A 26,098-nucleotide genomic window follows, 5' to 3' on the forward strand; every position below is an offset into this window, starting at 1 on the left:
TTCTTAGACATTTAAGGTACCAATATGGAAAACCAGCAACAAATGACCGCCGTGACAGTAACATTGAATGCCAAAATTGATCCTGCTCGCCGTGCAGATTTGGAAGATGCATTTGATCAAGCCATGGAAAAATTAGGTAAAGAAGGGCAAATCCAAGTTAGTGGTGGAGGTACCCAATTAGCTGAAAATGGCGAAGTTGCTGAGTGTGATATTGAATTGGCACTAAGCGATGCAAGTGATGAGAATATCAGCCTGATTATTCAAATGTTTTCGGCGATGTTAGCCCCTAAAGGTTCCCGCTTAACTATTCATGGTGAAGACGTTCAAATCGATTTTGGAGCGGATGAAGGGTTGGCGATTTATTTCAATGGCACAGATTTAGCTGATGAAGTCTATGAAAATAATGATATTAACGATCTTTTTGATCAGCTTGATGAAGCGGTTGAAGATATCGGTGGGATCCACGGTGTTTGGGATGGCCCAACAGAAACCGCATTCTATTTTTACGGTACCTCTTTTGCTGAAATGGAAGCGATTTTACGTCCACTATTAGAGCAAAACCCACTGTGCGAGAAGTGCCGAGTTGTACAAATCGCTTAACTTAATATTAGGTCGCATCAAAGAAAAACCCAGAGTATTACTTGAATATCTGGGTTTATGAACGTTAGTTAGAGAGTATGGCGAACTAATTTGTTTGCCAACTTTCTGGGAGATTTCAAGCGGCTTGGCTTTTAATATCCAGCATTAAAATTTTCGATTTACGCTGATAGTTATAAAGTGCCTGCTTTTTGACAGGAAGCATCTCAATTTCTGCTGGAATAAAACCACGTTCTTGGAACCAATGAATGCTCCTTGTGGTTAAGACAAACAGTTTATCCAGTTCTAGTTGTTTAGCTTGTGCCATAACCCGTTGTAGTAACTCTTCACCGCGTGATGAGCTACGGTAATCAGGATGAACAGCCACGCAAGCCATTTCGCCTAGTTTCTCTTCAGGATAGGGGTAAAGTGCTGCGCAGGCGATCACCAAATTATCGCGTTCAATGATTGTGAACTTATCGATCTCCATTTCGAGTTGTTCCCGTGAGCGTCTAACTAGAATACCTTGCTGCTCAAGGGGTCTGATCAGCTCTAAAATCCCACCGATATCATTGATATTCGCACGGCGAGTCTTTTCTGAGCTTTCCATGACTATCTGTGTACCGATACCATCACGGGAGAAGAGTTCTTGGATCAGCGAGCCATTTTCTTGGTAGCTAAGTAAGTGGCTACGGCGTACGCCTCGGCGGCAGGCGGAAGCTGCACCACGCAAGAAGCGAACTGTTCCAGAATAATAATCCCCTTCAGACTCTAATTCTTGGATCCGTGTTTCCGCCTCATTCGGGAAGAGTTCAGACAGAATATTACCGTCTTTATCGGCTACCCCTTGAGATGAACAGAAACCAATCAGTTTTTCGGCTTTAATTTTAACGGCAAGCTGAGTCGCAATCTCTTCCGAGGTAAGATTAAAGCTTTCACCTGTTACAGAAACAGCCACGGGACCAATTAACACGATAGATCCATTATCGAGTTGGGCATTGATGGCATCTTCGTTGATGCGACGAATACGGCCGCTATGGCAATAATCAATCCCATCATCGACACCTAAAGGCTGCGCAATCACAAAATTACCACTCACGACGTTAATATGTGCCCCTTGTAATGGCGTATTGCCTAAACTCATCGATAAACGAGCGGTAATGTCGAGCTGCAATGCTCCAGAAGCTTGCTTAACGTATTCAAGGGTATTCGCATCAGTGACGCGGGTATGTTTATGATAAATGGCATCATAATTATGTTCAGCGAGGATCTCTTCAATTTGAGGTCGAGCGCCATAAACAACGACAATACGAATGCCAAGGCTATGCAGTAGACCTATATCGTTGACAATGCTAGGAAAATTTTCATGCGCAATTGCTTCACCGCCAAGCATGATGATAAATGTCTTGCCACGGTGGGCGTTTATATAAGGTACCGAATGGCGAAATTCATCAACCAACTCGGTGCTGCGCTCTTTCATAATTACCCTCTTAACTGAATTTTTATTCGGAATAACTGTATTTTTATTCTTTTTGGCGGAAAATATCAAGTAAAAGTTAGGACAATAAAAGTAACAAATTTATTTTTAAGGTTTACATATCTCTAAATATAAATGGATATAATCACAACAATACAATCTGCATATCAGATAATTGCCAATAAATGTTATTCGACAATTGAGCATCATTAACTATTTAAATTACGCAAGTGTGGCGTTTATATTGCATTGAATAGATGCGTGCTGGGATATAAATAGAATAGATTGGTAATGACAAAGGATGAAGAACTAGATAGAGTGCGAATTAGTCGCTAATATATTACCTCTTGTCTTAGATATTATTAAACTTTTCAGGATATAGATTCGGAATTATTGATGAGTCATCAAGATCACAGCCCATCAAAACGTCGCCTATTGCAAGGTGCGGCGGCAGTTATGCTATTAAGTGTCAGCCCATTCGGTTTTGCTGCCAGTAGTAGCGTTGTTGCCGTGCGTATTTGGCCAGCCTCGAGTTATACCCGTATTACGCTAGAATCCAGCATTCCTTTAAAGTATCGCCAGTTTGTTTTAAACAATCCTGAGCGTATTGTTGTTGATTTAGAGGGCGTTCAATTAAATAACGTTCTTAAGAATATGGGTAGCCAAATTCAGTCTAGAGACCCTTACTTAAAATTAGTGAGAGTCGGGCAGTTTGATCCTAAAACGGTACGTTTGGTTTTCGAAGTTAAAAACAAAGTATCTCCTCGATTCTTTACTCTACCGCCAGTTGCTGAATTTAAACACCGTTTAGTCATGGATTTCTATCCAGGTAAAGGTGTTGAAACCAACGACGACCCATTATTGGCACTCCTTGAAGATTACAACAAAGGTGATTTAGAAGAGAGTATGCCGGTACAGGCGAAAAAACCGGGGAAAGCGGGTACCGATAGGCCGATTGTCATTATGATTGACCCAGGCCACGGTGGGGAAGACCCCGGTGCGATTGGTAAGTATAAGACCCGTGAAAAAGATGTGGTTTTACAAATCGCCCGTCGCTTGAGAACGCTGATTGATAAAGATCCGAAAATGCGGGCCTATATGACGCGTAATGAGGATGTCTTTATTCCATTAAAAGTTCGCGTGGCGAAAGCGAGAAAGATGCAGGCCGATTTGTTTGTTTCTATTCATGCGGATGCATTTACCAACCGTTCAGCGAATGGTTCATCGGTTTTCGCATTGTCCACGAAAGGGGCAACCAGTAACACGGCGCGTTACCTTGCTCAAACTCAGAACGAAGCTGACTTAATTGGTGGTGTGAGTAAAAGCGGCGATGCGTATCTCGACCACACCATGTTAGATCTGGTGCAAACAGCCACGATCAATGACAGCTTGAAGTTTGGGGATGAAGTTTTAAAACGCATGGGCCGTGTTAACCGGCTACATAAAAACAAAGTGGACCAAGCTGGTTTCGCAGTATTAAAAGCCCCAGAAATTCCATCCATTTTAGTGGAAACAGCCTTTATCAGTAACTTAGAGGAAGAGCGCAAACTCAAAACCGCTAAGTTTCAACAGCAGATGGCTGAGTCGATTTTTGAAGGAATCAAAGCTTATTTCCGTAATGGTGGTGAGCTAGCTATCCGTAATTAATCGCGAGATTTTACATATCGAAGAAGGTGGCAAACAGCAATGTGAGTCGCCTTTTTTATTGGCTGAAAACAAGAAATTAAATGATTAAGAATCAGTTTTGGTTTTGATATGGCTAAGGAAAATGAAGTAAAGGGTATATAAGAAAAGAAAAAAGAATTGGTTGCGGGGGCTGGATTTGAACCAACGACCTTCGGGTTATGAGCCCGACGAGCTACCATGCTGCTCCACCCCGCGACTGAAGAGGTTAAATATATCAGGAATTGGTTGCGGGAGCTGGATTTGAACCAACGACCTTCGGGTTATGAGCCCGACGAGCTACCATGCTGCTCCATCCCGCGCCTGAATATTTCACTACTTTGGGATACTACTTTGATTTTACTGCTGAATTTACTTTGACTGAATCAAGTTTGACTAAATCAAGAAATTGGTTGCGGGGGCTGGATTTGAACCAACGACCTTCGGGTTATGAGCCCGACGAGCTACCATGCTGCTCCACCCCGCGTCCGATAGCGGGCACTATACTCGGGATGAGATCTGATGCAAGTTTTTTCGTGTTTTTTTTTCATTTTTCATTAAGTGGCGTTTAAAAATCGCACAAAATGTAGTTTTTTTGTTCTTTAAAGGTTTCTAATCCAAAAATAACCTCACTAAATATTTATAGCCGTTTCATTCTCAATTTGGGTTTGCTATTGTGCGCTTCATATTGGATATGTGTTAGGTGGTATAAAGATGAATTCATGGCTGAAAGGGTTAATCGCGGGCGTCTTCTTTTCTTTGCTGGCTGGGTGTCAATCTCATCCAACAGATAAAGGGCAACAATATAAAGACGGAAAATTGCATAGAGACTTGCAACAAGTTAATCAAGTTAACGTGCAAGGACGACCAATCAATGCGCCGGATTTTAATCGCCAGGTGACGGAAATTCAAAATGCATCGCCACGCTTATTCAACAACAATAATGAAACTTACCACGCAATAGAAAACTGGTTGATGGCAGGGGGCGATCCTGCTCAGTTATCGCGTTTCAATTTGTCGGCTTTCCAAATGGAAGGAATGGACAATTACGGAAACGTCCAATTCACGGGATACTACACGCCAGTCATTGAAGCTCGCCGCTCGCCGCAAGGTAATTACCGCCATCCATTGTATGGTATGCCGTCAAAAAGCAAGGGGCGCTTACCTAGCCGTGCGCAAATATATAATGGCGCACTCAGTAACAATTTGATCTTGGCTTACAGCGATTCTCCTGTCGACAATTTTATGATGGAAGTGCAAGGCAGTGGTTACGTGGATTTTGGCGATGGTAGCCCACTGAATTTCTTCGCTTATGCAGGCAAAAATGGTCATGCATATAAAAGTATTGGCAAGGTGCTAGTTGATAGAGGCGAAGTGCCTTTAGAAAAAATGTCCCTACAGGCTATTCACGACTGGACAAACACCCACAGTGAACAAGAAGTGCGTGAATTACTTGAAAGTAATCCATCGTTTGTTTTCTTTAAACCGCAATCTTTCGTCCCTGTCAGAGGCGCGAGTGCGGTGCCATTAGTGGCAAAAGCGTCGGTAGCATCGGATAAAACCTTGATCCCACCGGGAACCGCATTGCTAGCCGAAGTTCCTGTGTTAGATGGAAATGGGAAATTTACGGGTAGATACGAAATGCGTATGATGGTAGCTCTCGATGTGGGTGGCGCAATTAAAGGGCACCATTTCGATATTTATCATGGAACAGGGCACGATGCAGGTAAAATGGCCGGTTTTTATAACCACTATGGTCGAGTATGGGTTCTGAAAAAGAGCCAGCCTGTTTTTAGTGCGATGTAGCCCCCATTTACTGTTTATTCGGTTTTCGTTTTAACTAAGGTTGTTTGTGATTATGCAAGCTCAGCTTTCTGATGCGTGGATGCAGCGATTCGCTGGAATCGGGCGTTTATATGGGCAACAAGCCCTTCATCTTTTTGCACGCTCACATGTGTGTGTTATTGGTGTAGGCGGCGTTGGCGTGTGGGCTGCTGAAGCATTGGCGCGTTCAGGTATTGGTACTATCACCCTGATAGATATGGATGATATCTGCGTGACAAATACGAATCGCCAACTTCATGCATTGAAATCAACGGTGGGGCTACCTAAAGTTGATGTGATGAAAGAGCGCATTTTGGCAATCAACCCTGAATGTACCGTGAATGTTATCGATGATTTCATTACGGTGGATAATGTGGCTGAATACCTCTCTTTGGGATTTGATTACGTTATTGATGCCATTGACAGTGTAAGACCGAAAGCGGCGCTGCTGGCATATTGTCGACGTTTTAAAATTCCTGTCGTGACGACGGGAGGTGCTGGTGGTCAAATCGATCCGACCCAAATTCAAGTCGCAGATTTAGCAAAGACAGTTCAAGATCCTTTGGCAGCAAAATTACGCGAACGTCTGAAATCAGACTTTAATGTCGTGAAAAATGGCAAAGGTAAATTGGGAATCGATTGTGTATTTTCGACGGAGCAGTTGGTCTATCCACAGAGTGATGGAACGGTGTGCGCAGCGAAAAGCACGGCAGATGGTTCAAAACGTATGGACTGTGCATCAGGATTTGGTGCGGTCACGATGGTGACGGCCAGTTTTGGCTTTATTGCGGTGTCCCATGCGTTGAAAAAGATGGTCGCAAAGGCACAAAGAGAAGCTAAACAGTAGAGTTGAGGCTAGGGTGTAGCCTCAACGGGATAATCATTCTGCTGGGGTCATTTCACCCGCAATGTTTTTGATTGCAGTAATCAATGCGTGGATCCCATTTTGGCGGGATTCACTCAGTTGCCCTGATAAGCCAGTCTGGCTGAAAATCTCATCGAAGTCAGTTGCTAAAATTTGCTGTGCATTTTTCTGTTCAACGCAGGCGAGCAAAATAGCAAATAACCCTTTTACTACACGTCCTTCGCTATCCCCATAAAAATGGAATGTGTCATCATCATTGAGAATAGCGCCAATCCATACACGGTTTTCACACCCATGAACTTCTTGAGTCTGCTGCTTTTCTTCTTCTGTGAGAGAGGGCAGTTTTTTCGCGAGTTGAATAAGTAAGCGATATTTATCTTCCCACGCTTTTTGTTTGGAAAACTGTTCAACGATTTCGTGAATGACAATTTCTGTGCCAAATGGATGAGAAGCCAGTTCATGTCGAGACAAAGTCATTAGATTACCTTTTAATCATTTAAAATCGAAAGTGCAAATTTCACTGAATCAATAAATTTATCAATATCTTGCCTGTTGTTATATGGCATGGCGGAGATACGTAAACAGCCGCTGATATTGAGTGAATCCATCAAGGGTTGAGCACAATGTTGCCCATAGCGTAATGCAATTTTCTGTTCGGTCAAGAAAAGCCCTAAATCACTATGGTGAATATTGTGGAAATTGAAAGATAAAAGTGGCGAATTTTGCGTGCGATAGCAAATCGCACCTTCGAGTTGAGAAAGCTGCTCATAGGCATAGTCTATCAAGGCACAAGTATAGGCTTCTGCTTGCGCTAAGTTTTGCGTTGAAAGCCACTTGAGTACAGCAGAAAAGGCTATTACACCTGCGATATTCGGGGTTCCAGCTTCAAATCGTTGAGGTATTGGGGCGAGGGTGAAGCCTGAAAAATCAACGTAATTTAACATTTTACCGCCACCATGCCATGGACTCATATTGGCTAAATGTTCAGGTTTTCCATAGCAGATGCCTAAACCTGTTGGCCCATATAATTTGTGTGCTGAAAACGCGTAGAAATCTACATTAGTTTTCATGACGTTAAGAGGATGGTGTACAACGCCTTGAGCACCATCAACAACGACTTTTGCACCAAATTGATGAGCAAGTGTGGTTATCGCGCTAATGTCCGGCTGGTAGCCCGTTACGTTAGACATTTGCGTTACTGCAACAATTTTACTTTTGGCGTTCAAGATTGATTGCAGCGCATTGAGGTTTAAGGTTAAGTCAGGAGTCACCGACCATTTTACGATCTTTGCACCTGTTTGTTGTGCCAACATCAGCCACGGCAGTAAGTTTGAGTGATGCTCAGTCTCACTGACGATAATTTCATCACCTGCTTGAAGTTTCTCACGGAAATAGCTCTGCGCAATCAAGTTAATAGATTCAGTGGTGCCACGTGTCCAGATAATGGATTTTTCGTCTGGCGCTTGGATATATTTTGCCGTTAATACGCGACCTTGTTCGTACAAGCGAGTAATTTTTAATGCTTCAGGGGATTGCCCGCGATAGACCGAACTACCTGAAAAACGGTAGTAATCGTCAGAGGCGTTGATCATATCCAAGGGTTTTAGGGCGGTGGCGGCGCTATCAAGGAAAACAATGTCAGAGCCGATGGCTGGAAATTGCTGGCGAAATTGAGGAGCGTTAAAGTTATCCATTATGCTGATTCTTTGGTGTTAGCTATCCAACAGGTGAATGTGGCTATAGTTGTGGTTATGAATATGCGTTGATTATGATAATAACGGAAAACAGTGAATAAGTAGATGGAGATAAAAAATGTTATTCAGTTATCGATTATTAGAAATAATTTGTTACACTTAATAGGAAGATTTTTGCGCAAATTTTTGAATAATTGCGCGCCTGAAAAAAGTTAACGCACTCAGCGGATGAAGGTTTGCTTTTTAACTTAATGGTTAAATTTAATTTAAGATGCACTTTATGGGCTTTTTACTCGAAATCCGATGGGATAATGTTTTTTTATCTTTCATAATGGATTTTATGGCGCCCAAAATAAAAAAAGCACCGCGCTTAGGCGGTGCACTATAAAAATCACTATGGACAGACAGGGTAAATGTACAGGAAGTGAAAAAAACAGTAGCAATCGCTACAAAGCCTGGATTAACCAGACAACTTGCAAACACAACATCACAACCACAAAGCCAAAAGTTTCAAAGTAACTAAACTCTGCAACTTTTCGTTCCGGCTTAGGAAGTGCGCATACTATAGGTATTTACTGGCGTATCCTCAAGGGACAATTTATAATGCTTCGGATGAGAAAAACTAATGCGTATAACGAAGCTGAGTCGAAGAGATTATGTCTAAAAGATTACCGCCTTTAAATGCTCTGAGAGTGTTTGATGCCGCCGCCCGTCATTTAAGTTTTACTAAAGCGGCAGATGAATTATTTGTGACACAGGCTGCTGTCAGTCATCAAATAAAAAGCTTAGAAGATTTCCTCGGATTAAAACTATTTCGCCGTCGAAATCGTTCATTGCTGCTGACGGAAGAAGGGCAAAGTTATTACCTTGATATCAAAGAAATTTTCTCGTCTTTGAATGAAGCGACGAGAAAGCTTCAAGCCAGAAGCGCAAAAGGCGCACTAACTGTAAGCTTATCACCAAGTTTCGCGATACAATGGTTAGTTCCTCGGCTTTCAGGATTTAACCAAGCTTTTCCGGGCATTGATGTTCGTATTCAAGCAGTTGATCGGGAAGAAGATAAGCTAGCGGATGATGTGGATGTAGCCATTTTTTATGGCAGAGGAAACTGGACAGGCTTAAGAACGGACAGACTTTACGCCGAATATTTAATGCCAGTGTGTTCACCTTCGTTAATGACCGGAGGGAATCAACTGAAGAACCCGGAAGATTTAGCGAAGCATACGTTGCTTCATGACTCTTCTCGCCGTGATTGGCAAGCTTATGTTAAGCAATTAGATTTGCAAAATATTGTGAATGTGCAGCAAGGGCCTATTTTTAGCCATAGCGCTATGGTGATCCAAGCGGCAGTTCATGGGCAAGGGGTAGCATTAACCAATAATGTGATGGCAAAGAATGAGATTGATGCTGGCAGATTGGTGTGTCCGTTTAGCGAAGTATTAGTCAGTAAAAATGCATTCTATCTGGTCTGCCAAGAGAGTCAGGCCGATTTAGGGAAAATAGCGGCATTTCGTCAATGGATCCTTGCGCAAGCAGCCAGTGAGCAAGAAAAGCTTGGCTTTATTACCAATGACCAAGATTTGACGCATATACAATAATCAAACAGTTAAAACGAAGGTGCTATTGTGAATAGTCGTTTGATGTTAATTTTTGCAGGGATTAGTGGATTTTTTATTGTTGCATTTGGTGCCATTGGCTCTCATGCACTTTCTCCAATTATGAGCGCTCATCAAATGGCTTGGATTGAAACAGGGTTACGTTATCAAATGTTTCATACCGTCTCATTAATGGTGCTGGGTGCGGTATTACTGCGTAAAGTCATTTTGTGGTTCTATTGGGCAGGTGTGTTTTTCTCCGTAGGGATACTTCTTTTTAGCGGTAGCCTTTATTGTATGGCCTTATTGCAGGTAAAATACTTCTCTTATTTTACGCCAATAGGTGGCGTTTGCTTCCTCGTTGGCTGGCTTTTAGTTGTTATTGGCGCTATGCGTCTAAGGAAATCGGCGTCACGCAATGAGTAATAAAATTGCATTATATTGCCGCCCGGGCTTTGAAAAAGAGTGCGCAGCAGAAATTACAGATAAAGCAGGGCAACGCGAAATATACGGTTTTGCCCGCGTTAAAGAAAATAGCGGTTATGTTATTTTCGAATGTTATCAATCTGAGGATGCAGACATCCTTGCGCGCACACTTCCATTTCGTGAATTGATTTTTGCTCGTCAAATGTTTGTGGTGGGTGATTTATTAAAAGATTTACCGCCAGAAGATAGAGTCACACCGATTGTGAACGCGCTTAGCCAGCAGGTTGAGAGAGCGGGTGATCTGCGTGTTGAGGTTGCGGATACCAACGAATCAAAAGAATTGATGAAATTCTGCCGTAAATTTACGGTGCCTCTGCGTAATGCATTACGCCAAGAGAAAGTCTTATTAGCGCAAGAGAACTTTAAACGCCCAGTCGTCCACGTGTTCTTTATTGCGCCGGGGTGCTGCTATACCGGTTATTCTTATTCGAATAATAGCTCGAATTTCTATATGGGTATTCCGCGCTTGAAGTTCCCATCGGATGCACCAAGCCGTTCGACGTTAAAGCTGGAAGAGGCTTTCCATGTGTTTATTCCTTATGAAGAGTGGGATGAGCGTTTAGCGAGTGGCATGAAAGCCGTGGATTTAGGGGCATGTCCGGGAGGATGGACTTACCAGCTCGTCAAACGCAGCATGATGGTGGAAGCGGTAGATAATGGTCCAATGGCAGAAAGCCTGATGGATACAGGACAAGTTCGACATCACCGCGAAGATGGTTTTAAATTTAAGCCAACCTCTCAAAACATCACGTGGCTCGTATGTGATATGGTGGAAAAACCAGCCAAAGTGGCTGCATTAATGACTCAGTGGCTGCAAGAAGGCTGGTGCCGCGAGACCATTTTTAACTTGAAGCTGCCGATGAAAAAACGCTATGAAGAAGTGGCGCATATTCTGGAAAAAATGAAAGCTCAGCTGAAAGAGAATGGTATCAACGTTCTGATCCAAGCGAAACAGCTTTACCATGACCGTGAAGAAGTCACTGTGCATGTCCAACGTGTTTGGTCTGCAAACCCAATGGCACGTGAATATTATTAAGTCAAAGTTGGCTTGAATAGTAAAAAGGTCACTGTGAAGTGACCTTTTTTGTGCCTACTATTTAGCTTGATAGCGTAATTGATTCAGATTACCTTTCAAGGCAATGTCTGTTTTTAATGTGGCAATATCGCGACAGATAAGCGCGATTTCTTGTTGGTTAATCAGTTTTTTCCGCCATTTTTCTTCAAGACCATCAAAGTGGGCGTACAAATTTTCAATCGTGTGGAATCGCTGAAGTAGCTCCGTGGCACTTTTGGCACCAATCCCTGCCACCCCAGGAACTTTACTGCTGCTGATCCCCGCTAAACCCCAGTAATCAGGAAGTTGTTCAGGCGTGACTCCAAATTCATTTTCGATGAAAGGTACGTCCAACCAACGTTTTTGAAAATAGTCACGGATACGCAGGTTTGGAGAAAGTAGCTGGCAGTAACCTTTATCGGTAGAGACGATGGTGACGGTATGCCCAGAATCGGCAATACGTTTGGCAAGAGTGGCGGCTAAATCATCAGCTTCATCACCTTCAGATTGCCAGCAATGAATACCATTTTCCTCAAACTGAGCAACGAGCTGAGGTAACTCAGCTTGCAAGTTTTCAGGCATAGGCTGACGCCCGGCTTTATAGTCAGGCAGTTTCTCATGACGCCAACTATGGTGGCGACCTTCTTCATCAAATACCGCCACGATATGGGTGGCGTTAGTGTGGTTAATCAACTGAGAAATAGCGGACAAACAGGTCTCTCCACATGGGCTACCCTGAACCGCATGGATGCGTCGAATTAAGTTTAAAGCATCAATAATTAATAAATGGATCATAAGCCGTTTGGTGGTTAAACGCGCCATCCTTGGCACGTAGGTGATTATTTCACAATTTCATAGCAAGGTTCGTAAGCGGTGCCACCCGGCAACTTCATACGATGCTGTTTCACGAAACCTTGGAGTAAAATGTCCATGCGTTTCATGATGTCGCTATCCCCATGAATTTTGAAAGGACCATGTTTTTCAATCGCTTTCATGCCGACTTCTTTGACGTTACCGGCGACAATTCCAGAGAAAGCACGGCGTAAATCGGAAGCCAGTTTTTCTGGGGATTGGCCCGGATGCAGATTCAGTGACGCCATATTTTCATGGGTTGGTTCAAACGGATGCTGTAGGTCAGGGGCGATTTTAATCGACCAGTTGAAGCTGTATGCATCACCCGTATTACGACGGCACTCTTTCACTGCAGACATACCTTTTTTCATCACGCGTGCCACTTCTTGCGGGTTGTCGATAATGATTTGGTAATGTTTGCTCGCTTCATCTCCCAGAGTATGGCGAATAAAATCATCCAAAACAGAGAAGTATTCAGCGCTCTCTTTTGGTCCAGTTAGGACTAATGGCAGCACCTGCTCGGTATTTTCAGGATCCATCATAATACCCAATAGATACAGCAGCTCTTCTGCGGTTCCTACACCACCAGGGAAAATAATGATCCCGTGGGCTAAACGGACAAATGCCTCAAGACGTTTTTCAATGTCTGGCATGATGATCAGTTCATTCACTAATGGGTTAGGTGGTTCAGCCGCGATGATGGATGGCTCAGTTAACCCGATAAAACGACTGTCTTTATAACGTTGTTGAGCGTGGCCTACCGCGGCACCTTTCATTGGTGCCTCCATGGCTCCCGGTCCACAACCGGTACAGATGTTCAGCTCGCGCAAGCCGAGTTCATTACCGACTTTACGACCATACAGGTATTCATTTTCATTAATGGAGTGTCCACCCCAGCACACGATCATATTCGGCTCTTCACCAATATGTAGCGCACGGGCGTTACGTAAGATGGAAAAGATCATATTAGTGAGGTGAGTGCTGTTTTCTAAATCGAGATGGAACTGCTGTTTGGCGTTGGTGATTTGAGCGTGAACAAACAGAATGTCGCGCAGTACAGCAAACAAGTTTGCTTGTAATGAGCGAATGATTTTACCGTCAACGAACGCTTTTTCTGGCGGGTTGATAAGCTCTAATTTGATACCACGCTCACGGCGTAAAATATTGATATCAAAACCTGCACTTTTTTCTAAAAGCTCTTTACTGCTGTCAGTTAAGCTTCCTGAATGTAATACCGCTAAGGAGCAGTTTCGATATAGCTGATACAGATGGCTGCTCGCCGTACGTTTCAGCATATCGACTTCAAGTTGAGACAATAGATCCATAGATCCTAATGGACTGATATGAGTAATCAAGTAACACTCCTTTGCCCAATTGGGCTCTTGACGCGTGAATTACATTGAAAATGATTTAAATAGCATTCTCTTAAATTACACTGATTTTCAATTTAGTAGGTACTTATTGCCGTGCCAAACGACCCGTGTCAGGCTCGAATTGTTCATTACTGCGCCATGGGTTGATATCAAGCCCACCTCGGCGAGTATAGCGTGCATACACCGATAATTTTTCTGGTTTGCACAGTATTGTTATGTCGTTGAAGATGCGCTCCACGCACTGTTCGTGGAATTCATTATGATGACGAAATGAGACGAGGTAACGTAATAACGCTTCACGGTCAATTTTTGGACCGCGATAATGAATTTGTACTGAGCCCCAATCAGGTTGGTTGGTTATCAAACAATTTGATTTCAACAGGTGGCTGACGAGGGTTTCTTCGACGACCTCTGGTTGGGTGCAATCGACCAAATAGTCGCGATTAAATTCATAGTTATCGATGTCAATCTCTTGCTCATCAATACAAACACCTTGAAATTGGTGAATGGCTTGCTGAGTGAAGTCATCAAGTTTATAAAGTGTAACCTTAACCTCGCCATTAGCACAGCGGCTTAGGTCATTTTGCAAAACGCTTCGCACATTTTCCCACGTTTCGAATCGGGTCTGATTGAAACTATTCAGATAAAGCTTGAAGCTTTTTGACTCCACCAGATTTTCACTTGTCGCATCTACACTGACAGAGCCTATCGCCACTTGAGGCACGCCACGGGCATTTAGCCAAGAGAGTTCATACAGTGTCCAAATATCGGCACCGTGGAATGGCTGTGTATCAGCATGAATATTCAAAGGATCGCGATTAAGGCTACGTGGCACCGCTTGCAATAAAGTGGCATCATACTGGTCATGATAAGCCGTCTTTTTCCCGAGAGTTAAATTATCGAGAGCGGGGTTATTTTGATAGTGAGACATTGTGATCCTTATCTTTTCGGTGTGTCAGTGCTGAACATTGGCAAACTGAGTGCGTTTTATTCGCTGGTTAACTTCTGTCATAATACCACTTATCCGTAATATTGAGTCTGCCAATTTAAATTGGTTTCAATAATGTCATTTCTCACAATTGAAAAACGATGAATACAATAATCTCTGATTTAATTAAAAATTTTACCAGCCAGTATGTGGCTAAGTGGCAAGAAGCTACGGGGCTTCCGCCTGTGTCTGCCGAGTTGTATGGGGTACCTTCTCCTTGCATCGTTCGTACTGGTGATGATGTGGTTTATTGGGAGCCTCAACCGTTTCCATTAGAAGAGAAAAGCTTAAATAATGTGGCTAATGCGCTAGATCTCCAATTACAGGACGATATTCACGCTTTTTATACCACTCAGTTAGCTGGAGATATGAGTGCGACGTTTGGTGACTTGTCATTGAATTTGGTGCAAGTGTGGAGCGAAGAGGACTTTATTCGCTTACAGGAAAACTTGATTGGGCATTTGGTGACTCAAAAGCGCTTAAAGTTAGCACCAACGCTGTTTATTGCTACGTTAGACTCTGAATTAGAGATGATTTCTCTGTGTAATTTAACCGGAGAAATTATTGTAGAAACGTTTGGAAGCAAGCAACGACAAGTTATTGCAGAAAATCTTGCGAGCTTTATTCAACAACTGAAGCCCGTGATATCATCTCAGGGGTAAGAGATTTATAGCATGGTGTTGTAGGTTATTGCCTACAATTGGGTTAAGCCATATCTTAATAATTTTTCATATTATCGAAATGAGAACTATTTAACTTTTAATTTCATAGCGTTACTATCCATTTTAAGTTTTTTACTATTTTTTGAATAAGCCGAATGTAGAGTACTAGGTTGTTTGCTTAATGGATTTAATACATTCTTATCGGGCTGGACAGGGTAGTTGTTTAGCTTTTTTACATATAAAAAACAAGGGAATGGATAACCTAGCGGAACAGTTGGTCTGCTAAATTTTTATCTAACAGGATGTTAGGCGGCAGGAAGTCGCATTGCAGGATGCAAGTCAATTGAGAGATAAGTAGCCAGTTAGTTTTTAACTGGCTACTTTTTTTTTATTTTTGGGCTGCATTGGAGTATTGAGCAAGGGATTCAATAATGCTTTGAGACATAGCTTCTCTCAGTGCTTCGCGCTTACGGAATTCGGAACGTCTCTGGCTTTTCACTGACTCAATATCACGCATCGGCTCTTGAAGTGGTAATTGATACCAACCTTCGGCATTTAAAACGCCGCCACATTCCTCCCAAAAGGTATCGTAGCTAGATTTTAAATGCTGGCTTTTGATATGGCTGTTATTTGAAATTCCGAGAATAGATTTGATTTGGAAATAAGCAGCTACCGCATAAATAGCAGACATCAAAAGGTTTTTAGGTCTCATTGCATGCATCTGCTTTGTGATGGATTTCACTTGCTCTACACTCTGCTCTGTCGATGGTCCTTGTAGAGAGCAGACATACAGCTGGCCTTGTTCACCAAATGAGAAACTCATCAAATAGATTTCATCACCCGTTTCATTGAGTAAATGGATGGAGAGATCCCCTTCACGTGGATATTGAGAATAAATCATTTTTAATTGGGCAAAATCACCGGATTTTAGCTCAATATTCGCCACCGTTAAGCCATCTCGTTTATCCGAAAACATGGCGTTAATAGCTTCAGGCGTAAAGGTTTTTTCAATTAAATCTAACGTGTGGCTTGCAGTTGATAATTTCTGTTTACCGCTCCATGCTTTATGCAGATATTTGTTGATTGGTCGCTCAATAAATTGAGGTACACCAACGATAGTCGCTGATAGCTGGGCGCTTTGGTATGTATCGCACATCGATTGATATTGCTGATATTGTTGTGAAGGCAACTTAGCAATGCGGATCTTTCTTTTTAGCTGTACGTATTTGTTAGTGAAAGATTTCCATGTCTTGTTTTGTTGACGCCACTGCTTTAATAGTCCCATAGATAAACCATCTTTATGTTAATAATGAAAAAAAGCAAACTGTGTAGAAAAACATTTGATAATAAATGCTGAGCATACAACAAATGATAAACAAACATTCATTATTTTAATAAATGTTAAGAATGGAAAATTGAAAGTCAATTTTTAGGCTCATGATTGTTTTTTGCTTGTCTCATCCCCATGTTTGCGGCAGAGCTATATTTGCGACAGACTATGTTTATGACAGAACCATGTTTGCGACAAAACGGTGTCCAAAAATACGGTATATTTTGAATTATTATAGTTGAATAGGTTTTAGTATGAATATTGAGCAACGCATCCTTGAGAAACTCGGTCATCTTGAAATAGAGATGAGAGCCAAATCCTTATGGGAAGAAGTACCACCAAGTCCAGACGCGTTTGAAAGTGTAGAACCTTTCGCCATCGATACGATGGAAGCTGCGCAATGGTTACAGTGGATTTTAATTCCTCGGTTGACTGCGATGATTGATCAAGGTGCCATGTTGCCGAGCAATTTTGCTATCGCACCATATTTTGAAGAGATCTACAAAGACGATGAAGAAGGGCGCTTTATTGCATTCCTCGATCATTTGCGTGAGTTAGATAGCTACTTTCAATTCACCGTGATGGGTGAATAACGGATGCTGGATATTATCTACCAAGATGAGTATGTAGTTGCTGTTAATAAACCAGCAGGTATGTTGGTGCACCGCAGCTGGCTCGACAGCAAAGAAACGGTGTTTGTGATGCAAACACTGCGTGACCAAATTGGGCAGCATGTTTTTCCAATCCATCGTCTTGATAGGCCGACATCGGGTGTGTTGTTGTTTGCATTATCCAGTGAGGTAGCAAGGTCGCTCGCCGAGCAGTTCGAGCAGCATACCATGGAAAAAGTGTACCATGCGATTGTGCGAGGCTACGTTACACAAGGGGACAGATTGGATTATCCGTTGCTCGAGGAACTCGACAAAATTGCGGATAAACATGCCACTAAAGAGCCTCGGTTACAAGAGTGTGTCACCCATTACCAGCCTTTGGCGACAGTCGAATGCCCTGTGGCGATTGGCCGCTATGATACTGCGCGTTTTAGCCTTGTTGAGCTTAAACCTGAAACTGGACGCAAACACCAATTAAGACGCCACATGTCCCATTTACGTCATCCAATTATTGGGGATAGTAAACATGGAGATTTACGACAAAACCGCGGTGTGAGTGAGCATTTTTCAGTTTCTCGCTTGATGCTGCATGCTAGCCAGCTAATATTTATTCACCCTATAACAGAAGAAAAAATATCGTTAGTCGCGCCATGGGATGCACAATGGCTGTCATTAGTTGAGCAATTTGGATGGGTTGATACTGTTTCAAAGCTCGACATTAATGTGATTGATTATCCTATTTGACAGGTTTTTATAAGGAGGGCGTAATGTCCAAAATCGGAATTTTTGTCGGGACGGTGTATGGTAACGCATTAGCGGTTGCTGAAGTGGCGCAAGAGATTTTCGAACAGCAAGGCCATGAAATTGAAGTTTTTGAGGAGCCAACGCTGGCAGACTGGCAAACCTACAATGCGGGTGAAGGCGTTGCTTTAGTGATCACCTCCACCACCGGACAAGGCGACATTCCTGACACTATTGCGCCTCTTTTCTATGAAATTAAAGATGTTGTCGGCTATCAGCCTGAATTGAAATATGGCGTGATTGCTTTAGGTGATAGCAGCTATGAGAACTTCTGCGGGGCTGGTAAACAGTTTGATGAGTTATTAGCTGAGCAATCTGGCAGCCGTATTGGTGATGTGCTGTTTATTGATGCGACAGAAGTGGAAGAGCCTGAAGAGTTTGCCAAAGCGTGGTTACAGTCTTGGGCGGACATGCTGTAAATAGCGAGCATTACGCATCTGCACTGTAAACATATTGGCTTACAGTGCAGTGAGGAAGCTGATTATTTACGAGTGAGTTTCTCGAGATCTGCTTCAATTTCCGCGATTTTATTGGACACCACGTGTTCTAAATGACGTAGGTCATCCAAAATTTTGTGTTTTAAATCAATATCAGTTTGGTCGTTTTGACAAATTTGATCCAGTTCTTCAATTACATAACGTAAGTTAGTATTGATTTCGTTAATTTCTTTGAAATTGTTGCTGCCATCAGTTGCTGCAACGGTCTTACGCTGACGTGGGTATTTAAACTTCACGCTTTTAGCGAAAAACTCGCCTTTATCTTTGCGAAAGTAAATTTTTAAAATATCGTTATTAGCTTCTTGGCGCAGGGAATAGCGGTCGATATCTTGCGGATTGCTGATGCCTAAACTTTTCAAATTGTCGTACATGTTAGCTCGCTTAATCGTAAGGGACTGTGTCGATGACTTTTAAGGTTATAAATAAGGGCTATAAACAAAGCGGTCTCTTTTTATAACCATTTACTGAGCCCTAATTGCTTATAAAATGATGAGTGACAAAATAACCATCTAATAATAGCAGCTAATTGACCAAGGGCAGTAAATTCTCGGTCATATTATGCGCGATTAATCCAGTTTGACCAACCTCTGTTTGTAATAGAATCTACTTTATTATTTACATTATCTATCTATAACCCAGAGGTTTCTGCTGACTCAATGCGAGGTTTATGCTTGAAATGCAGGATTTTCCATTGCGAATCAATGGAAAAGTGGAACAATAGCTTAATGGGACACTCGGCTACCCGATTCGCAGATGGACATGCGTTTCGGGGTAGCTTCGCGTTTTACACCTTATGCCCCTTAAAATGTCAGGGAAGGTGAGAGGGTGTAGAGTTTGATGAGTAATTGATTCGGTAACTTACGAGTAAGCCACTCATTTATAATTACTCGTCAATACTTCTTAGCAACTCATTGATGCCGACTTTCCCGCGGGTTTTTTCGTCGACTTTTTTCACGATCACGGCGCAGTACAGGCTGTAGCTACCATCTTTGGACGGTAAGTTACCAGAAACGACAACGGAGCCAGCAGGTACGCGACCATAGAAAATTTCACCCGTTTCACGGTCATAAATTTTGGTACTTTGACCCAGATAAACGCCCATAGAAATCACGGAGCCTTCTTCAACAATTACGCCTTCAACGACTTCAGAACGTGCGCCGATAAAACAGTTATCTTCGATAATTGTTGGGTTTGCTTGTAATGGCTCCAGAACACCGCCGATGCCAACGCCACCAGATAAGTGAACATTTTTACCGATTTGCGCACAAGAACCAACCGTTGCCCATGTATCAACCATAGTTCCTTCATCAACATACGCACCGATGTTGACGTAAGATGGCATCAATACGCTGTTTTTGGCGATATAAGCTCCTTGGCGTACGGCTGCTGGTGGAACAACACGGAAGCCTTCACGTTCAAAGCGAGCTTTGTCGTAATCCGCAAATTTCATCGGCACTTTGTCAAAATAGCGGCTTTCAGCGCCTTCGATGACTTGGTTATCATGAATACGGAAAGATAATAAAACGGCTTTTTTCAGCCACTGGTGAGTGACCCAAACACCTGCAATTTTTTCTGCAACACGCAGTTTACCGCTATCTAATAAAGCGATGGTTTCCATCACGGCTTGTTTAACCGCTGGGGTAACGGTATTTGGAGTAATGGATGCGCGATCTTCGAATGCTTGCTCAATAATTGTTTGTAATTGTTGCATTAATGCTGTTTCTCCTTCAATGGTTCTCAGTCAGGTAACATGCCATAAATTAGACTGGCACTATATTTTATCCTTCGATTTAAGGGCTTCTGTCAACCTTTCTGATAACTCTTGTTGCATATTTTTATCCAATGCTTTGTGTTCTTTATCTGCCAATACAAAAAAGTCTTCGACTTTTTCACCAATGGTTGTGATGCGGGCGCCGTATAAAGAAATCTCCATCTGAGCGAAAATGTGGCCTACTTTGGCGAGCAAGCCGGGTTGATCAAGGGCGAATAACTCCATGTAGGTACGGCGGTCATTATTGGAGTGTAGAAAATTCACTTTGGTTGGTACGCTGAAATGGCGTAGCTTCGCTGGGAGTGTTCGTGGTTTTGGTAACGGAATTTCAGGTTGCTGAACGGCAAGTAACAGCGCCTTGCGAATATGTTCATATCTATCTTTCGAAAGTGGCGAGCCGTTAGGTTCTAGCACCACGAAAGTATCCATCGCCATATTATCTTTATTGGTAAAAATTTGAGCGCTATGAATGCTTAGGTTGCGCCTATCTAGCTCACTGGCAACGGCTGCAAATAAATGTGCTTTGTCGTGGCACCAGATAAAAATTTCTGTTCCGCCATGTTTCGGCTGAGTACTGATTAACACCAAAGGCTGGGTTAAATCGTGTTTGAGCAAATGGTTGGCGTGCCAAGCCAGTTGAATCGGCGTGTGGCGCAGAAAATAATCTGCATGACAGCGTGACCACAGAGTGTTGAGCTGCTCTTCATCGACATGAGATTGGCGCAGTAGCGATAGCGCTTGGTAGCGATGGTGACGAATGCGCTCGCGAAGGTCGGGAGTGCTTTGCATACCCTGGTTGAGTTGATGCTCGGTTGAAAGATAAAGCTCGCGGATCAAGCTTTGCTTCCAGCTATTCCATAATGTGCTGTTGGTGGCACAAATATCGGCAACTGTTAAGCACATTAGGTAATTTAAGCGCGCTGTCGATTTTACTTCCCCTGCAAACTGTTTAATCACATCAGGGTCTTGAATATCTCGGCGTTGGGCTGTCACGGACATCAATAGATGATTTTTCACCAGCCATGATACAAGCTCGGCATCTTTGGTTGTAAAATCGTGTTGAAGGGCGAATTCATAGACAAATTCAGCGCCCAAATCGGAGTGATCCCCAGAGCGCCCTTTAGCAATATCATGAAACATCGCTGCTAAGCGCAACAGTTCCGGCTGCAAAATCTTAGGGTAAACACTGACGCATAGCGGGTGCTCGCGGCGATTCTCTTCCTGTGTAAAACTGTCGATTTTCTGTAAGACGCGAATAGTGTGCTCATCCACCGTATAGGCGTGGAACAGGTCGAATTGCATTTGTCCGACAATGTTGCTCCAAAATGGTGTATAGGCGCTGAGAACACTGTGTAAGTGCATCGGCACAAAGGCTCCCTTTATCGCTCTTGGGTGGCGCAATATTTTGATAAACATGCGGCGAGCTTCAGGGATTTCGCATAATGGGACTTTCAGATCGCGCCGTGCAAAGCGTAATTGGCGTAATGTGGTGGAGTAGATCCCTTCAATATTGGGGTTGCGAGCCATTTGATAGAACATTTTCAAAATAGCTTCTGGCTGTTTAATAAACAGCATTTCGTCAATCACATCGATTAAGTTGCCACGTAGTTGAAAGTATTCATCAATAGGACGCGGTTTTTCATTGGGATTCAAGGCCAAAATAGCTTCATCAAACAGTTGCAGCAGCATTTGATTCAATTCCCTGACGCGGCGAGTGACGCGATAGAAATCTTTCATCATGAGCTCGACAGGTTGGTTCCGCTCGCCAGTGTAACCTAATGATTGTGCGACACTAAATTGACGATCAAACAGTAGTCGGTTGTCATAGCGCTTGACCACTAAATGCAAAGCAAAGCGGATTTTCCATAAAAACGATAAACACTCTTTGAGCTCTTGACGTTCTTCTTCGGTGAGGAAACCAAAGCCGACCATTTCATCGACGGTTGTCGCACCAAAATGACGGCGACCTACCCAAAGTAAGGTATGAATATCCCGTAATCCGCCTGGGCTGCTTTTAATATCTGGCTCTAAGTTGTAGCTGGTACTGTGATAACGCTGATGGCGTTCCTGCTGTTCGGCTAATTTTGCGGCAAAAAATGTGGCGGAAGGCCAAAAATCATCACTAAAAATGGTTTTCTGTAAGCTTAAGAATAGGGTGATATCACCACATATTAAGCGCGATTCAATCAGATTAGTCGCTGTGGTTAAGTCTTGTTTTCCTGCTTCAATGCACTCTTCCAATGAGCGAACACTGTGCCCGATATCAAAACGTAAATCCCAGAGTAAGGTAATAAATTGACCGACTTTAGCGGCAATTTCTTCAGGAAGTGGTTGCTGGCTGAGAATTAAAATGTCGATGTCTGATAGCGGGTGTAGCTCATGACGACCATAGCCACCGACGGCAATTAACGACATCCCTGAACATTGGTCAAAATGGTAATTCTGCCAAAGCTTGGTGAGCAGGGTATCAAGGTAGTCACTGCGAGCGCGGAGTAAATCCACGACATTTTTCCCTTGGTGAAAAGCAGATTCTAGCCAAGCATCAAATTGGTCAACGTGTTGCCGAAGCGCTGAGAGCTCAAGATCGGAAGGTTGGAATTGCGTGGGGGATAAATAGCTGTTTGAAGGTGCCGTCATCATCATCTGTCCGTGTTGAGAGCCATACAGAAATTATGATCAGCTTACGTTTTTTTAGGGGGGATGAACAGAAAAACTAAGCTCCCCCTAGGAGGAGCTTGAAATGCGATTACTCGTTGATCAGAACCGCAGAAATAAATGGCTCTTCTTCTTTACGCAGAGTTAAAATTTCACAGCCGTTGTCAGTCACCGCTAAAGTGTGCTCGTACTGTGCAGACCAACCACGGTCTTTAGTTTTGACTGTCCAGCCATCTTTCATGGTACGAATACGGAAATCACCGGTATTCACCATTGGTTCGATAGTGAAAGTCATACCTTTTTGCAGCACAACGCCGCTGTCATCTGCATCATAATGCAGCACTTGTGGTTCTTCGTGGAAACCTTCACCGATGCCGTGACCGCAATATTCGCGAACTACTGACAGGTCTTGTTTCTCAACAAATTCTTGAATGGCTTTACCAATGGTGCGTAAACGGATACCTGGTTTTACCATGCGGATGGCCAGATACAGACTCTCTTGGGTCACTTGGCACAGGCGCTCACCTTGGATAGTCGGTTTACCGACGATGAACATTTTAGAGGTATCACCGTGGAAACCATTTTTGATGACAGTGACGTCGATGTTAACCACATCACCATCTTTCAGAATTTTATCGTCGCTTGGAATACCGTGGCAGATAACATCATTCACAGAAATACAAACAGACTTAGGGAAACCATGGTAGTCAAGGCAGGCAGGGATCGCTTGTTGTTGCTCAACAATGTGTTTGTGGCAAAGGCGATCCAATTCACCTGTACTGACTCCCGGCACAACATGCGGTGCGATCATTTCTAACACTTCAGCTGCTAGGCGACCAGCAACACGCATTTTCTGAATATCTTCTTCAGTTTTGATAATAATAGCCATGAGTTCAGTCCATATATGTCAGCAGGGATTTGCGACATGTTAAAAAAAGGGTTTGGAAATGGGCAATTGTTGCGACATTTTTACCGTTGATGCCGAGTATGGTAACAGTCACCGCATTTTCTGCCAACTAGTAGGCGATATGTTTAGATGCCCACAATTCGATTATACAAGCCGATTAAAAACAGATAATGGAGCACAGGGTAAGCCAAGCCGCAGGCGTGGTTTGTTCAAATTGAGCTTTTTAGAGCACAAATTGTCAAAATTACCAGTCGATTTTTGATGATGAGTTTTTCATCTTGGCTATTTTTCGCTATCGTTTTGTTGTTGCTCTATATTTGCTCAGTGGTTCTTTTGTAACGGGCAAAATTCGTTGAGATTTAAATAATGGTCTTGGTTTTTATCAGCGAAAAAAACAACAATTATTGGATTGTAACTGCATTTTATGGTATAAAGCGCGCCGGCAATCCATATTTTTCTCTTTATCTCATTTTTTAATCTAATTTGGATTAGTGAGTGAATCTTAAAGGCATCGATTGGATGTGCGTAAACTAAAACTCAATTGTGTAATAACACACACGAATCGGCACGTGCGCCGGGGTGCTCTTATGCGTTTAGACGCAGCTATAGAGTCGGTAGCATGGGATTCGTGGAGGCATAACCCCAATTACTTATATACAGAGGTATAAAATGGCAACTGTTTCCATGCGCGATATGTTACAAGCGGGCGTTCACTTTGGTCACCAGACTCGTTACTGGAACCCTAAAATGAAACCTTTCATTTTCGGCGCTCGTAACAAAGTTCATATCATCAACTTGGAAAAGACTGTTCCAATGTTCAACGAAGCTCTGGCTGAGTTGACTAAAATTGCTTCTCGTAAAGGCAAGATTCTGTTTGTTGGTACTAAACGTGCTGCAAGCGAAGCCGTTCAAGAAGCTGCTGGAAGCTGTGATCAATATTTCGTAAACCACCGTTGGTTAGGTGGGATGCTGACTAACTGGAAAACTGTTCGTCAGTCAATCAAACGTCTGAAAGATCTGGAAGTTCAGTCACAAGACGGTACTTTCGACAAACTGACCAAGAAAGAAGCGCTGATGCGTACTCGTGAACTTGGTAAGTTAGAAAACAGCTTAGGCGGTATCAAAGATATGGGCGGTTTACCAGACGCTCTGTTCGTTATCGATGCAGACCACGAACACATTGCTATCAAAGAAGCTAACAACCTGGGTATCCCAGTATTTGCTATCGTTGATACTAACTCTGATCCAGACGGTATCGACTTCGTTATCCCTGGTAACGACGATGCAATCCGTGCAATCAAACTGTATCTGGGCGCTGTTGCAAACACCGTTCGTGAAGGTCGTTCACAAGATCTGGCTGTTCAAGCAGAAGAAAGCTTAGTAGAAGCTGAATAATAAGGCAAAAGCCCTTATTAACCAGGTATTGCTATATATTGGTTAGAAGGGGCCTACTTAGGCCCCTTTTGTCTCTGTGAATCAGAATTATCCTTGTGGGAAAGTCCCGTGAGGCATATCGAGGAATAAATCACATGTCTGGAATTACCGCTGCATTGGTAAAAGAACTGCGCGAACGTACTGGCGCAGGTATGATGGAATGTAAAAAAGCATTAGTTGAAGCTAACGGTGACATCGAATTAGCAATCGACAACATGCGTAAATCAGGTCAAGCGAAAGCAGCTAAAAAAGCAGGCCGTGTTGCTGCTGAAGGCGTTATCCTGACTGAAGTTTTCAACGACGGTAAAACTGGTGCGCTGATTGAACTGAACTGCGAAACTGACTTCGTTGCTAAAGATGCTGGTTTCTTAGCATTCGGTAAAGAAGTTTTAGCTTCAGTTGTTGCTGATAAAAACGCTGACATCGACGCTCTGAAAGCAAAATTCGAAGAAGCTCGTACAGCTTTAGTTGCGAAAATTGGTGAAAACATCAATATCCGTCGCGTTGCTATTCTGGAAGGCGCACAAGTAGGTAGCTACCTGCACGGCGCTCGTATCGGTGTTCTGGTTGCTGGCGAAGGCGCAGATGAAGAACTGCTGAAACACATCGCTATGCACATTGCTGCAAGCAAGCCAGAATATGTAACTCCAGAAAACGTTCCAGCTGACGTTGTTGCTCACGAGCACCAAATTCAGTTAGACATCGCTATGCAATCTGGTAAACCACGCGAAATCGCTGAAAAAATGGTTATCGGTCGCATGAACAAATTCACTGGCGAAATCTCTCTGACTGGCCAGCCTTTCGTAATGGATCCAAGCAAATCTGTTGGTGACTTACTGAAAGAAAAAGGTGCTAACGTAACTAACTTCATCCGCTTTGAAGTTGGTGAAGGTATCGAGAAAGTTGAAACTGACTTCGCAGCAGAAGTTGCTGCAATGAGCAAGTAATCAACGAAAAGGGCCGCCGATTGGCGGCCTTTCTTTA

At 43.0% G+C, this 26,098-nt stretch carries 24 protein-coding genes and 3 tRNA genes; 13 read left to right on the forward strand and 14 right to left on the reverse strand.

The features are described from left to right. Positions 1–24 precede the first annotated feature (24 nt). A complete protein-coding gene (locus PR799_RS11455) occupies positions 25–600 on the forward strand; it encodes a hypothetical protein (RefSeq protein ID WP_154627662.1) in 576 nt (191 codons plus the stop codon). 115 nt (positions 601–715) lie between these two features. Here PR799_RS11455 and argA read toward each other — a convergent pair whose 3' ends face one another. Then, complete coding sequence (gene argA, locus PR799_RS11460) at positions 716–2,056, reverse strand: amino-acid N-acetyltransferase (protein WP_272522094.1); 1,341 nt, start codon at positions 2,054–2,056, stop codon at positions 716–718. Between the two features lie 393 nt (positions 2,057–2,449). Here argA and amiC point away from each other — a divergent pair, with 393 nt between their 5' ends. Continuing rightward, the gene (gene amiC / locus PR799_RS11465) at positions 2,450–3,700 is read left to right on the forward strand and encodes an N-acetylmuramoyl-L-alanine amidase AmiC (protein ID WP_154627660.1); all 1,251 of its coding nucleotides are present in this window, start codon (positions 2,450–2,452) and stop codon (positions 3,698–3,700) included. Between the two features lie 157 nt (positions 3,701–3,857). On the opposite strand, the gene PR799_RS11470 is transcribed toward amiC, so the two are convergent. The 3 genes from PR799_RS11470 to PR799_RS11480 form a co-directional block, all read right to left on the reverse strand. After that, positions 3,858–3,934 (reverse strand) — tRNA-Met (locus PR799_RS11470). Positions 3,935–3,961: 27 nt separating this feature from the next. Continuing rightward, positions 3,962–4,038 (reverse strand) — tRNA-Met (locus PR799_RS11475). Positions 4,039–4,125: 87 nt separating this feature from the next. Beyond that, a tRNA-Met gene (locus tag PR799_RS11480) sits at positions 4,126–4,202 on the reverse strand. A 227-nt stretch (positions 4,203–4,429) separates the two neighbouring features. Here PR799_RS11480 and mltA point away from each other — a divergent pair. Together mltA and tcdA are read left to right on the forward strand one after the other, a co-directional pair. Next, positions 4,430–5,521, forward strand: a complete 1,092-nt coding sequence (gene mltA / locus PR799_RS11485; protein WP_154603359.1) for a murein transglycosylase A — start codon at positions 4,430–4,432, stop codon at positions 5,519–5,521. 52 nt (positions 5,522–5,573) lie between these two features. Further along, a complete protein-coding gene (gene tcdA, locus PR799_RS11490) occupies positions 5,574–6,386 on the forward strand; it encodes a tRNA cyclic N6-threonylcarbamoyladenosine(37) synthase TcdA (RefSeq protein ID WP_154627659.1) in 813 nt (270 codons plus the stop codon). 33 nt (positions 6,387–6,419) lie between these two features. On the opposite strand, the gene csdE is transcribed toward tcdA, so the two are convergent. Together csdE and csdA are read right to left on the reverse strand one after the other, a co-directional pair. Further along, the gene (gene csdE / locus PR799_RS11495; RefSeq protein WP_154603357.1) at positions 6,420–6,881 is read right to left on the reverse strand and encodes a cysteine desulfurase sulfur acceptor subunit CsdE; all 462 of its coding nucleotides are present in this window, start codon (positions 6,879–6,881) and stop codon (positions 6,420–6,422) included. Between the two features lie 11 nt (positions 6,882–6,892). Next, positions 6,893–8,098, reverse strand: coding sequence for a cysteine desulfurase CsdA (gene csdA, locus PR799_RS11500; protein ID WP_272522096.1), 1,206 nt, complete (start codon positions 8,096–8,098; stop codon positions 6,893–6,895). Between the two features lie 656 nt (positions 8,099–8,754). On the opposite strand from csdA, the gene PR799_RS11505 reads away from it, so the two are divergent. Genes PR799_RS11505 through rlmM form a run of 3 tightly spaced genes read left to right on the forward strand, consistent with a single transcriptional unit; the run spans position 8,755 to position 11,215 of the window. Next, a complete protein-coding gene (locus PR799_RS11505; RefSeq protein WP_036956330.1) occupies positions 8,755–9,696 on the forward strand; it encodes a transcriptional regulator GcvA in 942 nt (313 codons plus the stop codon). Between the two features lie 27 nt (positions 9,697–9,723). Next, positions 9,724–10,119, forward strand: a complete 396-nt coding sequence (locus tag PR799_RS11510; protein WP_272522098.1) for a DUF423 domain-containing protein — start codon at positions 9,724–9,726, stop codon at positions 10,117–10,119. Next, positions 10,112–11,215, forward strand: coding sequence for a 23S rRNA (cytidine(2498)-2'-O)-methyltransferase RlmM (gene rlmM / locus PR799_RS11515; protein ID WP_036956332.1), 1,104 nt, complete (start codon positions 10,112–10,114; stop codon positions 11,213–11,215). The genes PR799_RS11510 and rlmM overlap by 8 nt, the downstream gene beginning before the upstream one ends. A gap of 57 nt (positions 11,216–11,272) precedes the next feature. Here the strand turns inward: rlmM and xni are convergent, their stop codons facing one another. The 3 genes from xni to queF all read right to left on the reverse strand — a co-directional run bounded on the left by xni (position 11,273) and on the right by queF (position 14,389). Next, the gene (gene xni / locus PR799_RS11520) at positions 11,273–12,028 is read right to left on the reverse strand and encodes a flap endonuclease Xni (protein WP_272522129.1); all 756 of its coding nucleotides are present in this window, start codon (positions 12,026–12,028) and stop codon (positions 11,273–11,275) included. Positions 12,029–12,072: 44 nt separating this feature from the next. Continuing rightward, on the reverse strand, positions 12,073–13,440 hold the full coding sequence (gene ppnN, locus PR799_RS11525; protein WP_154627656.1) for a nucleotide 5'-monophosphate nucleosidase PpnN: 1,368 nt from the start codon (positions 13,438–13,440) through the stop codon (positions 12,073–12,075). Between the two features lie 103 nt (positions 13,441–13,543). Then, positions 13,544–14,389 (reverse strand): NADPH-dependent 7-cyano-7-deazaguanine reductase QueF, encoded by an 846-nt coding sequence (queF, locus tag PR799_RS11530; RefSeq protein ID WP_272522099.1) that lies wholly within the window; start codon positions 14,387–14,389, stop codon positions 13,544–13,546. 158 nt (positions 14,390–14,547) lie between these two features. Here queF and syd point away from each other — a divergent pair, with 158 nt between their 5' ends. Then, positions 14,548–15,108, forward strand: a complete 561-nt coding sequence (gene syd / locus PR799_RS11535) for a SecY-interacting protein (RefSeq protein ID WP_272522100.1) — start codon at positions 14,548–14,550, stop codon at positions 15,106–15,108. A gap of 388 nt (positions 15,109–15,496) precedes the next feature. Here the strand turns inward: syd and PR799_RS11540 are convergent, their stop codons facing one another. Continuing rightward, on the reverse strand, positions 15,497–16,393 hold the full coding sequence (locus tag PR799_RS11540) for a VirK/YbjX family protein (RefSeq protein ID WP_272522101.1): 897 nt from the start codon (positions 16,391–16,393) through the stop codon (positions 15,497–15,499). 299 nt (positions 16,394–16,692) lie between these two features. Between PR799_RS11540 and PR799_RS11545 the strand changes: the two genes are divergently transcribed. From PR799_RS11545 to PR799_RS11555, 3 genes are read left to right on the forward strand one after another with little or no spacing between them, the layout of a single operon-like run. Further along, entirely contained in the window at positions 16,693–17,031 is a 339-nt protein-coding gene (locus tag PR799_RS11545) for a YqcC family protein (RefSeq protein WP_154603349.1), read from the forward strand. Between the two features lie 3 nt (positions 17,032–17,034). Next, on the forward strand, positions 17,035–17,793 hold the full coding sequence (gene truC, locus PR799_RS11550; protein ID WP_272522103.1) for a tRNA pseudouridine(65) synthase TruC: 759 nt from the start codon (positions 17,035–17,037) through the stop codon (positions 17,791–17,793). Between the two features lie 23 nt (positions 17,794–17,816). Beyond that, a complete protein-coding gene (locus tag PR799_RS11555) occupies positions 17,817–18,269 on the forward strand; it encodes a flavodoxin (RefSeq protein ID WP_154627651.1) in 453 nt (150 codons plus the stop codon). Between the two features lie 62 nt (positions 18,270–18,331). On the opposite strand, the gene PR799_RS11560 is transcribed toward PR799_RS11555, so the two are convergent. The 4 genes from PR799_RS11560 to map all read right to left on the reverse strand — a co-directional run bounded on the left by PR799_RS11560 (position 18,332) and on the right by map (position 23,662). Then, positions 18,332–18,718: a DUF3461 family protein gene (locus PR799_RS11560; protein ID WP_154603346.1), complete on the reverse strand. Its 387-nt coding sequence runs from the start codon at positions 18,716–18,718 to the stop codon at positions 18,332–18,334. Positions 18,719–19,230: 512 nt separating this feature from the next. After that, positions 19,231–20,058 carry a 2,3,4,5-tetrahydropyridine-2,6-dicarboxylate N-succinyltransferase gene (gene dapD, locus PR799_RS11565; RefSeq protein WP_132496506.1) on the reverse strand — a complete coding sequence of 276 codons (828 nt, stop codon included), beginning with the start codon at positions 20,056–20,058 and terminating at the stop codon, positions 19,231–19,233. 60 nt (positions 20,059–20,118) lie between these two features. Continuing rightward, positions 20,119–22,758 carry a bifunctional uridylyltransferase/uridylyl-removing protein GlnD gene (gene glnD / locus PR799_RS11570; RefSeq protein ID WP_272522106.1) on the reverse strand — a complete coding sequence of 880 codons (2,640 nt, stop codon included), beginning with the start codon at positions 22,756–22,758 and terminating at the stop codon, positions 20,119–20,121. A gap of 106 nt (positions 22,759–22,864) precedes the next feature. Continuing rightward, on the reverse strand, positions 22,865–23,662 hold the full coding sequence (gene map / locus PR799_RS11575) for a type I methionyl aminopeptidase (RefSeq protein ID WP_036956350.1): 798 nt from the start codon (positions 23,660–23,662) through the stop codon (positions 22,865–22,867). 687 nt (positions 23,663–24,349) lie between these two features. Between map and rpsB the strand changes: the two genes are divergently transcribed. Both rpsB and tsf read left to right on the forward strand, forming a co-directional pair. Further along, complete coding sequence (gene rpsB, locus PR799_RS11580; protein WP_036956352.1) at positions 24,350–25,075, forward strand: 30S ribosomal protein S2; 726 nt, start codon at positions 24,350–24,352, stop codon at positions 25,073–25,075. A 134-nt stretch (positions 25,076–25,209) separates the two neighbouring features. Continuing rightward, positions 25,210–26,061, forward strand: coding sequence for a translation elongation factor Ts (tsf, locus tag PR799_RS11585; RefSeq protein ID WP_036956353.1), 852 nt, complete (start codon positions 25,210–25,212; stop codon positions 26,059–26,061). Positions 26,062–26,098 lie beyond the last annotated feature (37 nt).

This window comes from Providencia sp. PROV202, from assembly GCF_028479565.1.
Taxonomy (GTDB): domain Bacteria; phylum Pseudomonadota; class Gammaproteobacteria; order Enterobacterales; family Enterobacteriaceae; genus Providencia; species Providencia zhijiangensis.